Annotated in this window: 10 protein-coding genes; 7 read left to right on the top strand and 3 right to left on the bottom strand. The window is 45.3% G+C overall.

The annotated features are described in order from the left end of the window. Positions 1 to 402: 402 nt before the first annotated feature. Both TOI97_RS10730 and TOI97_RS10725 read right to left on the bottom strand, forming a co-directional pair. Positions 403 to 1,002, bottom strand: coding sequence for a YdcF family protein (locus tag TOI97_RS10730; protein ID WP_321554121.1), 600 nt, complete (start codon positions 1,000 to 1,002; stop codon positions 403 to 405). 14 nt (positions 1,003 to 1,016) lie between these two features. Next, positions 1,017 to 1,151, bottom strand: coding sequence for a hypothetical protein (locus TOI97_RS10725; RefSeq protein WP_321554120.1), 135 nt, complete (start codon positions 1,149 to 1,151; stop codon positions 1,017 to 1,019). Positions 1,152 to 1,339: 188 nt separating this feature from the next. Between TOI97_RS10725 and TOI97_RS10720 the strand changes: the two genes are divergently transcribed. Beyond that, entirely contained in the window at positions 1,340 to 2,788 is a 1,449-nt protein-coding gene (locus TOI97_RS10720) for an NAD-dependent succinate-semialdehyde dehydrogenase (protein WP_321554119.1), read from the top strand. Positions 2,789 to 2,841: 53 nt separating this feature from the next. Here the strand turns inward: TOI97_RS10720 and TOI97_RS10715 are convergent, their stop codons facing one another. Further along, positions 2,842 to 3,594 carry an SIR2 family NAD-dependent protein deacylase gene (locus TOI97_RS10715; RefSeq protein ID WP_321554118.1) on the bottom strand — a complete coding sequence of 251 codons (753 nt, stop codon included), beginning with the start codon at positions 3,592 to 3,594 and terminating at the stop codon, positions 2,842 to 2,844. Positions 3,595 to 3,889: 295 nt separating this feature from the next. Between TOI97_RS10715 and TOI97_RS10710 the strand changes: the two genes are divergently transcribed. From TOI97_RS10710 to TOI97_RS10685, 6 genes are all read left to right on the top strand, one after another. Next, entirely contained in the window at positions 3,890 to 5,713 is a 1,824-nt protein-coding gene (locus TOI97_RS10710) for an esterase/lipase family protein (RefSeq protein ID WP_321554117.1), read from the top strand. Beyond that, the gene (locus TOI97_RS10705; RefSeq protein ID WP_321554116.1) at positions 5,703 to 6,725 is read left to right on the top strand and encodes an Lnb N-terminal periplasmic domain-containing protein; all 1,023 of its coding nucleotides are present in this window, start codon (positions 5,703 to 5,705) and stop codon (positions 6,723 to 6,725) included. Before TOI97_RS10710 ends, TOI97_RS10705 begins: the two co-directional genes overlap by 11 nt. A 320-nt stretch (positions 6,726 to 7,045) precedes the next feature. Next, positions 7,046 to 7,555 (top strand): diaminobutyrate acetyltransferase, encoded by a 510-nt coding sequence (gene ectA, locus TOI97_RS10700; protein ID WP_321554115.1) that lies wholly within the window; start codon positions 7,046 to 7,048, stop codon positions 7,553 to 7,555. 18 nt (positions 7,556 to 7,573) lie between these two features. Continuing rightward, complete coding sequence (gene ectB, locus TOI97_RS10695; RefSeq protein WP_321554114.1) at positions 7,574 to 8,845, top strand: diaminobutyrate--2-oxoglutarate transaminase; 1,272 nt, start codon at positions 7,574 to 7,576, stop codon at positions 8,843 to 8,845. Positions 8,846 to 8,923: 78 nt separating this feature from the next. After that, positions 8,924 to 9,304, top strand: a complete 381-nt coding sequence (locus tag TOI97_RS10690) for an ectoine synthase (protein WP_321554113.1) — start codon at positions 8,924 to 8,926, stop codon at positions 9,302 to 9,304. Between the two features lie 182 nt (positions 9,305 to 9,486). Continuing rightward, positions 9,487 to 10,935: an aspartate kinase gene (locus tag TOI97_RS10685; RefSeq protein ID WP_321554112.1), complete on the top strand. Its 1,449-nt coding sequence runs from the start codon at positions 9,487 to 9,489 to the stop codon at positions 10,933 to 10,935. Positions 10,936 to 11,162 lie beyond the last annotated feature (227 nt).

Here is an 11,162-nt window from a genome sequence, read left to right as displayed (position 1 = left end):
CATCGAGGTGTTTTATAATCGCCGTCGCAGACATAGTCATTTAGGCCAGTTATCACCGGCGGATTATGAAGAAAGAGAACGTCTCAACGAGGCAGCTGAGTGTCTATGAAACTGTGGGAAGTCCATAGTAACCTTTTATAATCATAATAAAGCTGTCTCGGTACCTTGAGATAGCACAAAAACCATGATCGAAAAAAATATATGTTTGATTTTAAGTGAGGCTTACTGTCAGGGTCAGACTCAATTCAGGCATAAAAACGCTGATGTGAACCTTAACCCATGTATTTACAACCCTGAGTTTTGGTTCATAAATTAACGACTCATTGCATACTGTCAGCACATCAGCTTAGGCAACCTTTTTGCAAACTCATGATCCTTACGATGCTGCAACCCATACCTAGCCTACTCTACCGCTTCTCCTACGCTCAGCTCAGCCTGGTAAAAGTTATGCTCAAAGAACTTGCGCAGCTGATGGCCGATAATCAAATAACTTTCTTTACTGTATAAAATCAACTTCTCCAGAGCAGAGAATTGATTAAATTTAGAGGTGGGTGTCGGTGACAGCTGGACTTGCAAGTCAAGATCACGAGCCATGATTCCTGCGCGTGCTAAATGGAAATAATCACTCACCAAAATAACTGAATCAATGCCTTCCTCCTGCAAAATCACTTTAGCATTTTTTAAATTATGCCACGTATCCCGCGAGGTGCTTTCATAGGCTATGGCTTGAGGTGCAACACCTTGTTTAATTGCCCAACGTGCACCAACTTTTCCTTCACTGGGCACATCGTCGCGTAATGCACCACCAGTAAAAATAAGCTTTTGCGCCAAGCCTGCCTCATACAGGTAGACTGCATGAGCAATGCGCTCTTTAAATACCGGTGAAGGTTTGTTCCCCCAAGCAGCGGCTCCAAGCACAATGACTGCCGGCGCCGGCTCCACTGCCCGTTCTTGTGCGTGATACCAAACATATGTCACTAAACCCACAAACAACAGCAACATGCCCAAAACTAAGCTTAAGAGCCATTTAAAAAAAACCAAGGAGCACCTGTACTGTTCTGCCATTGCTGCGAATAACCCGTACGGAAAAAGACAACACGCTTACTACGTGCTTCCACGTTATTTTTACACAATACAGAGTCATGCAACATGATTTAGTTCGCAAGCTCGCCAAGTATCAGTCCAAATATTGACTTCAACTACGTATTGCACGGTAACCTACCTAACACACTAAAGGCAGCTTGTATTTACAGCTCAGTGGTCACTTAATAAACACATTCATCAACAGCCGCTTAGACTTCCTGGCTGGCTGCTGTCCATCCTTATTGCGGAGGCTTCTATGCGATTACGCGACCCCCATCTTTTTCGCCAACATGCATTTATTGCTGGTAACTGGTGTGCTGCAGATTCTGAACAAACAATAGCTGTGCATAACCCTGCTAATGCCAAGCTTTTAGGTACAGTACCGCGAATGGGTGCAACGGAAACCCAGCGTGCGATTACCGCTGCGCACGCAGCTCTGACTGAGTGGAGAAGCAAAACGGCTGCTGCTCGAGCGCAGATTTTACGACGTTGGTTTGAATTGATGCTCGAAAACCAAGATGATCTGGCTTTAATTATGACCCTCGAACAAGGTAAACCCTTAGCAGAAGCTCGTAGTGAAATTGCCTATGCTGCCTCATTTTTAGAATGGTTTGCTGAAGAAGGTAAACGTGCCTATGGTGATACGATTCCAAGCCCTTCAAGTCAGTCGCGCTTAATGGTCATTAAACAACCTGTTGGTGTATGTGCTGCCATTACGCCTTGGAACTTTCCCGCCGCAATGATCACCCGCAAAGCAGGTGCAGCCCTGGCAGCAGGTTGTACCATGGTGATAAAACCCGCTTCAGCTACACCTTTTAGCGCTTTAGCTTTAATGGTTTTGGCACAACGTGCTGGCGTTCCAGATGGCGTATTGTCTGTTGTAACAGGCAGCGCCAGCGCTATAGGCGATGCTTTTACTCGCAGCCCACTGATTCGTAAGCTGTCTTTTACGGGATCTACCGAAGTAGGGCGCACTTTATTACGTCAATGTGCTGATGATATTAAGAAAGTTTCCTTAGAGCTCGGGGGTAATGCCCCCTTCATTGTGTTCGATGATGCCGATATTGATGCTGCCATCACGGGCGCCATAGCAGCCAAATATCGTAATGCTGGACAAACCTGTGTGTGCGTCAATCGTTTTTATATACAGGATGCAATCTACGAACAATTTACCCAAGGCTTCACCAAGGCGGTTGAACAATTACGCATCGGGAATGGAGTTGAAGATGGCGTGAACATAGGGCCTCTCATCGATCAGGCTGCAGTAGAAAAAACTCAAGCACACATTACTGATGCCGTCACCCGCGGAGCAACCTTACACCATGGTGGGCAAGTCCTTGAAGGAACCTTTATCCAACCGGCGATCCTCACCGAAGTTCCCCAAGATGCCTTACTGACTCGCGAAGAAACCTTTGGCCCTGTTGCAGCATTGATTCGCTTTAACGATGAGCAAGAAGTCATTCATCTTGCCAATCACACCGAGTTTGGCTTGGCCGCTTACTTTTATAGCCGTGATATCGGTCGCTGCTTCCGACTCTCTGAAGCTTTAGAGTATGGCATGGTTGGAGTCAATACAGGCTTAATCTCCAATGAAGTAGCCCCTTTTGGAGGAATTAAAGCTTCGGGATTAGGTCGTGAAGGTTCTAAATATGGCCTGGATGAATACTTAGAAGTAAAGTACATCAATTTTGGCGGTATCAACTAAACAGCACACACATTAACCCTCCGGGACCGCTTAAGTCATCGCTCAATGCAATGTCAATAACTGGCTAACAACGCTGGTAAAATCTGCCCTGCTGTACCAGCCAAGCTCAGCTCTCGCGGGTGTCTACTGGGAACCGGATCAGGGTTAATGTGTACCACCCAAGCACCGCTGCACAAAGCAATAGAGGGTATTTTTGCCGCAGGTTGCACCACTCCAGAAGTACCAATCGAGAGCAGCACATCGCAGCCTTCTGCCGCCGCAAAAGCAGCCACCATGGGCTCTTGCGGTAAACTCTCACCAAACCAAACCACGCCTGGACGAATTAGCCCCTGACAATGGTTGCAACGCGGTGGTGCTACCGCTTGTTCTTGCGCCAACATGGGTGGCTGCTGTAAAACATAGGGCTGGGCACAGTCAAAACAGCGTGGATTAAAAATACTACCATGTAAATGCAGTACATCTTGGCTACCCGCACGCTCATGTAAATCATCGACATTTTGTGTCACTACGGTCAGCTGTGGCACCTTTTTTGCCATTTCAACAATGGCTCGATGTGCTGGGTTCGGTTCAGCCCTTAATAATAACTGACGCCGCCACTCATACCAGCCCCACACTAAAGCTGGGTCAGCCAAAAATGCTTCTGGTGTAGCCAATTGCACGGGATCAAACCGTGCCCATAAGCCAGTCAGTGCGTCACGAAAAGTGCTTACCCCACTTTCCGCAGAGACTCCTGCTCCAGTAAAAACTAACACCTCCTGTGCCTCTTTCAAGGCGCCAATCAACTCACTCGGGATCGAATTCCGCATAATCATTCTCCACTCCAAGCGAAATACAACTTAAACAGACAATACAGGCTTTTTATGACCATAGAGTACCGTTAAAAATTGCAATAAATCCATAGCCTTAAGATTGAATAAGCGTCAAACTAGCTCTCAGTGAACACAAACTGTTCCCATTAAACTCTCCGCATTTACCACTTTCATAGGCAACATCTTGTTTAACTTGTATTTCTATCGCACTACCTGGCTCGCTCTACTTAGTCTGATTGTATTGAGCGGTTGTGCGGGAGTTAAAACCGTATCTGTAAGCACCACTGATTATATGTCTCAGCGGCGCGGCGATATTTTAACCACGGGCGAAATGAGCTCAGCCGTTGGTGTTGCTTTACAAGTAGCTGGTATTGATGAAAAGCAATGCCGCAACGCAGCGGCACAATGCCGACTCAATTTAGCTGAAAACATTGGTTTGGATGATGAACAGCGAGTGTCTGCATTGGCTGAACTCTGGCTACAAGAAGCTTTATCCATGGATCAAAAGATTAATGAAGGCATTTTGGCGGAAGATGTTCTCAATGCCTATTTAGAAAGTGCGCGCCACTCTTATGCTTATTTGTTCCTAACTCCTCGCTCACCAAGCCAACGCGCTTTAGAAGATCGCCAAACTCAAGTGCGGGATTACTACAATTTTGCTGTCCAACAAATGGTAACACGCACCTTTAACCACCATCATGATAGCTTACTCGATAGCATTGATGACAATGGTGAATTTAGTGTTACAGCGAACCAATGGAAGATTACCGGACAGCTTAATGAAGTACGCTTAGCAGCACACCAACGCATTCCCGAACAACTCATTCCAGCCTCTTCGCTGACCTTTAAAGGCTTGCGCAATCAATACCGCCGCGACGGTATTGGAGCTGAGCTCGTTGCGGTGACTGCCAAGCGTGTAGTAAGTAAACACAGCCGTGAAGCCTCTTTCAGTGAAACCCCTTTCCCAGCTATTACAGCTATTTTACGCTTTCCAGGTGACACCTTAGAGGAAGTACTGAACACCCAACAGGTTGAACTGCTAGGGTTTGACCCTTACCGCCGGAATAGCGTGCGCTTAGCTGGCTCTCAGGTACCTTTAGCGGCCAATTTCACTTCAGGTTATGGTTTATGGTTAGCTCGTTCAGGCTTCGCCCGACAGTCACTCATGACCTTAGTTGGCCGAGGTGAAGTATTAGAAAAACCACGCGTATATTTAATGCAGCCGTATGACCCTAAGCGCCGCGTTATCATCATGTTACATGGTTTAGCCAGCAGCCCAGAAGCTTGGATTAATGTAGCTAATGAAGTCTTAGGTGACGAAACTTTACGCAAAAACTTTCAAGTGTGGCAGGTATATTACCCAACCAATGCCCCTTTAGCTTTTAATCAAAACAGTATCCGCAAAGCCATAGAACAGACCTTAAAAGCTTTTGATCCAGAAGGTACACACCGCGCCTCAGAAGATGTCGTTTTAATTGGTCATAGCATGGGCGGGGTTTTGGCGCGCTTACTGATTTCCGAGTCCGGTGATCGTTTTTGGGACCCGATCGTAGCCGCTTATGATTTAAAAGGTGCACGTAAAAAAGAAGTGCAAAAAAAACTCAAAGACTTTGCTTGGTTTGAACCCATGCCTGAGGTCAGTCGAGCCATCTTTATTGCTGCACCACACCGCGGCACACCTTTTGCTGAAAATCACTTTTCACGTTGGTTTGCTAGCATCATTAAGCTACCTGTTTCGATGCTCGGACGCGTCACCGAAATTGCCCAATTATTAGTGGATCCGAGCTCAGCCAATGCGGCAGCACTGACACGACCATTTAACAGTATCTCCAATCTCAGCGATCAAGACCCTTTTGTCCGACTTGCCGCCGACCTACCCATTGCTGCACATGTGCCTTACCATTCAATTATTGGTAATGACACTCCGGATCTAGCACTCGAAGAATCCAGCGACGGCGTTGTACCTTACAAAAGTGCACACTTATCAGGCGCGGTATCAGAAAAAGTCATTCACTCATGGCATAGCGTACAAGAAACGCCGCCCGCTATTGTTGAAGTACGCCGTATTCTGCATGCCCATTTAAAACAAACAAATGGTTTTTCTTATGTCGAATAAACTGCATCCGGCTTTATCAGCCAGCCTCAATATATTGCTATCACTGATCATACTGCTCGCAGCCACTTGGGGTGGCATCGCCTTGTTTTATCAAATACCAATGAACATGCCTTGGTTAGCCGGAGTTTTGTTAGCTTGGGCCGCTTTATCGCTCTTTGCTCTCACTCACCTATGGCGCTACAGCCGTTGGCAAGGTTGTTTAATCTATCTTGCCCTACATTGTACTTTGCTCCTCTGGTGGAACACCTTAACGCCCTCTAATGAACGTATATGGGAAGATGATGTAGCCCAAATGACCTCAGGTAAGGTTGAAGGTGATTTAGTCACACTGTTCAATGTACGTAACTTTGATTGGCACTCTGAAACCCAATACACCCCTCGTTGGGAAACGCGCCAATATGACCTCAGTCAACTGCAATCAGTGGACATGCTAACCTCGCATTGGGGTATGGATGCAATTGCTCACGTTCTAGTCTCATTTGGCTTTAATGATGGTCAATTTGTTACATTTTCAGTCGAGATCCGTAAAAAGAAAGGTCAAAAATTCTCTGAGATTGCTGGCTTTTTTAAACAATATGAACTCAGTATCTTAGCGACTGACGAGCGTGATGCAGTCGCCGTTCGTCCTAACGTGCGTGGTGAAGATACTTTCCTCTACCGCATCGATATGCCAGTTGATATTCGTCGTGCTTTATTTCTATCCTATATTGATCAAGCTAATCAGCTGATTGAACAACCACGCTTTTACAATACTGTCACTGCCAACTGCACCACTATGGTGTTCAGCATGATGCAACATATTAGCGGCGGCCTACCTTTGGACTCACGCTTGTTACTCACTGGTTATTTGCCCAGCTATATTAAAGAGCTCGACGGCCTTACCTCTGGATTTGATTTAACCCAACTACGCAACGCTGGTCGCATTACCGAGCGTTCAAAACATGCACCACTGAATGAAAACTACTCAAAAATCATCCGTCAAGGTGTTCCTGGTTGGTCAGATAAAAACTAAAAAGTGGTAAAAATAGATCATTTTTTCGCGATTTTAACAATTAAAGTGGTTTTATAAATCCATTTTTTTGCGATTTTTCTCTAAAAAAACCTATTTTTACAAAAAAAATAAAAATAATTTAATTTTTTTCAGACCCCTCTTTTTCCACTTTATAAATTGCCGTTTCGTACCGCTATAGCTCGACGAAACGGCAATTCTTGTTGTACAAAAAACAGCCTTTTTCACCTCTAAATTCATTTTTTTTGCAAAATTCGCGGTTGTTATTATTTTTTAAGCTGCCTACTCTTTATTGGCTTAACTAATAACCACAAGGATTTATTTTGAGTTCAGCTACCGTCAAATTCCGTCAACCAACAGACGGTGACGGCCACTCCCTAAATCAACTGGTAGCACGCTGCCAGCCCCTGGACACCAACTCGGTGTACTGCAACTTACTTCAGTGCACTGATTTTGCAGATACTGCTATTGCTGCGGAAAATACCGACGGAGACCTTGTTGGTTTCATTTCCGGTTATCGACCACCAGCTCGTCCAGATACCCTTTTTGTATGGCAAGTTGCTGTTGACAGCAGTATGCGGGGTCAAGGTTTGGCACTGCGCATGTTGTTAACCCTAGTTGAACGGGTTGCCGCTCAAGGCGTTCGGTTTATTGAAACCACTATTACTCCAGGTAACGCCGCCTCTCAGGCTTTATTTTTAAAAGCCTTTAATCAATTAGGAATCCCTCATAACACTTCTGTTTTGTTCTCGAGCCAAAAGCATTTTGCTGGGCAAAGTGAAGACGAAGTGTTGTACCGCGCGGGCCCATTGCCCCACGATTCCAATAAGTAAAAAACTACAGGATTAGACATGAAACTCTTCGAACAGAATTTCGAAAAAAACGAATCTGGCGTAAGAAGTTATTGCCGCTCATTCCCAGTAATGTTCCAACAAGCACAGGGTGCTGAGCTGATTACCAAAGATGGTAAACGCTACATTGATTTTTTAGCCGGTGCAGGCACTTTGAACTACGGCCACAACCACCCGGTACTCAAAAAAGCATTGATTGAATATATCCAGAACGATGGCTTAGCCCACGGTCTCGATATGTATACCGATGCCAAAGAAACTTTTTTAGATACATTCAATCGCCTGATTCTATCGCCGCGTAATATGCAAGATTACCTCGTGCAGTTTACAGGTCCAACAGGAACGAATGCTGTTGAAGCTGCGCTAAAATTAGCACGTAAAGTCAAAGGCCGTAATAATGTGATCAGCTTCACCAACGGTTTTCATGGTTGCACCATTGGCGCTTTAGCTGTCACGGGTAACCAGCACCACCGTGGTGCGGCAGGCGTTGCATTATCTGACGTCAGCCGTATGCCTTATGACAACTACTTCGGTAAAGACATCAATACCATCGAAATGATGGATAAAATGCTCACCGATCCAAGCAGCGGTATTGATAAACCCGCTGCAGTTATTGTGGAAATCGTCCAAGGTGAAGGTGGTTTAAACGCTGCAACAGCCGACTGGGTACGCAACCTAGAACGCCTGTGCCGCAAACATGACATGCTACTCATTGTTGACGACATTCAAGCAGGTTGTGGCCGTACAGGCACCTTCTTCAGTTTTGAAGAAATGGGCATCAAGCCAGATATGATCACCCTATCCAAATCCATCAGTGGTTTTGGTCTGCCATTCGCAGTGGTTTTATTACGCGGCAAATGGGATGAATGGACCCCTGGCGAGCACAATGGCACCTTCCGTGGTAACAACCATGCATTCGTGACTGCCGCAGCTGCACTAGAAGAGTTTTGGCAAGATGATAGTTTTTCAAAAACTGTACGCGAAAAAGGCGACATCATTGCTGAACGCATGCAGCAAATCACCAAACGTCATAGCCAGCATGGCCTATTCTTTAAAGGCCGCGGCATGATGATTGGTATCAGCTGCCCAAATGGTGACATCGCAGCTGATATCTGTGAGCACGCCTTTAATAATGGCTTAGTAATTGAGACCAGTGGCGCCCACAGCGAAGTCGTCAAATGCCTTTGCCCACTGACCATCACCCATGAGCAAATTCATACTGCCATGGATATTTTAGACAACGCTTTTGATGCAGTACTTGCTGCTCAATAATTTCACTAACGCGTTTTTAACCTTATTTTGCGTAGCGTCTGTAATAGCTCAGACGTTGCGCTTACAGGAGTTTTACCAATGATTGTACGTACCCTAAAAGAAGCAGAAAACAGCGAACGCCGTGTTGTCTCAGAAAACTGGGAAAGCACACGCATGCTACTGAAAGATGACAATATGGGTTTTTCATTCCATATCACTACTATTTATGCCAACACTGAAACTCACATTTGGTACCAAAACCACTTAGAGTCAGTGTACTGCATGAGCGGCAACGGTGAGATTGAAACCTTAGCTGACGGTAAAGTTTACAAAATCGAACCCGGCACACTTTATATTCTCGATAAACACGATGAGCATTTATTGCGCGGCGGTAGCGAGGACATGAAAATGGCTTGCGTGTTTAACCCACCACTCAATGGTAAAGAAGTCCATGATGAAAATGGTGTGTACCCACTTTAACCCCCATTAAGTGGTTCAGCGTGAAAAATTCAAGCGGTGCTAGTTATTCTGGTACCGCTTTATTACACTTCAAGTATCCTTGCCACTTACACGCTTGGTGGCGATACACAAGGCTATGAGCTACGCATCCTGCGTATGACTCACCTCAAATGACTCACTTAATTTAGAACGGACGCACATTCATGCATACCGTAGAAAAAATTGGCGGCACTTCAATGAGCTGCTTCAAAGACCTGTTAGATAATATTTTCTTAGCTAAACACCCCAAACATGGTCTTTATCAACGTATTTTCGTAGTGTCAGCCTATAGCGGCATGACTAACCAGCTGTTAGAGCACAAGAAAACCGGTGAACCAGGGGTTTATCAACGTTTTGCTGAAGCCAGCGGTGAAAAAGCTTGGCAAGAGCCTTTAGAGCAAGTGCGCGAAGCAATGTTGACGAAAAACCAAGAGATCTTCGCACACAACACTCATGCTTTAGAGCAAGCCAACCAATTTATTAATACTCGTATCGCAGACTGCACAGAAGTAATGCACAGCCTGCATCAACTGTGTCACTTTGGCCATTTCCAACTGGCCGAACACCTCATGAAAGTCCGCGAAATGCTGGCTTCTTTAGGTGAGGCGCACAGTGCCTTTAATACCGCCTTAGCCCTTAAGTTAGAAGGCATTAATGCACGCTTTGCCGATTTAACTGGTTGGGAAGCGTCTGAACCTATGCCCTTTGAAAAGATGATCGAACATCATTTCAAGGACATCGATTTCAGCAAAGAGATGGTTATTGCACCGGGCTATACTCACTGCACTGAAGGTCTCATGAACACCTTTGATCGCGGTTATACAGAGATCACTTTTGCACAAATCGCTGCTGCTACAGGGGCTAAAGAAGCCATTATTCACAAAGAATTCCACTTGAGTACAGCGGATCCAAACCTAGTAGGTGCAGACAAAGTCGTTACCATCGGCATGACGAACTACGATGTAGCAGATCAACTATCAAACTTAGGCATGGAAGCAATTCACCCTCGTGCAGGTAAAACCTTACGCCGTGCCGGCGTGGAACTACGTATTAAAAATGCTTTTGAGCCGGAAGATGCTGGTACCTTAATTAGTCAAGACTACGCCAGTACCACTCCCCGTGTAGAAATCATTGCTGGACGCAAAGATGTGTTCGGCATTGAAGTGTTTGACCAAGAAATGCTTGGTGATTTAAGTTATGACACTGAAATCACCAACATTATCAAACAGCTCAGACTGTATGTAGTGAATAAATCCCGTGATGCTAACAGCATTACTTATTACTGCGCTGGTTCACGCAAAATTATTAACCGTGCCGCACGCTTGATTGAAGAATATTACTCTAGCGCTGAAGTCACAGTACATAACGTTGCGATTGTGTCAGCTATCGGCTCCAATATGAAAGTTGGAGGAATTCTGGCTAAAACTGCAACAGCCCTAGCGGATGCTGGTATCAGCGTACAAGCACTACAACAAACCATTCGTCAGGTGGAAATGCAAATTACTGTTCAAGAAAGTGATTATGATGCAGCCATTATTGCTCTGCACCGTGCACTGATTGAACCAGAAAACTACACTGATGTGATTGTTGCTCCTGAAGAGGCTGAAGCCTAATTAGAGCCCCCAGCTCGTCGTAACTGAGGAGCTGGGGACTAGCTTTACAATTTTAACAATTGCTAGCAAAATTCCCCCATCTTTTAGGTGGTGGGATGAATGCGCTTTTGATCTTGCCTTTCACATGATGAAATAAGTACGGTGTAATCTTACAAGCCTGTAGTGATTTCCTTAAGATACTCCACGATTCAGTAATCCTTTTTGCGCTCCACGTGTTGCTGCGTTAA

The organism is Denitrificimonas halotolerans, assembly GCF_034259425.1.
Classification (GTDB): Bacteria; Pseudomonadota; Gammaproteobacteria; order Pseudomonadales; family Pseudomonadaceae; genus Denitrificimonas; species Denitrificimonas halotolerans.
This window is presented reverse-complemented; position numbering and strand designations above follow the sequence as displayed.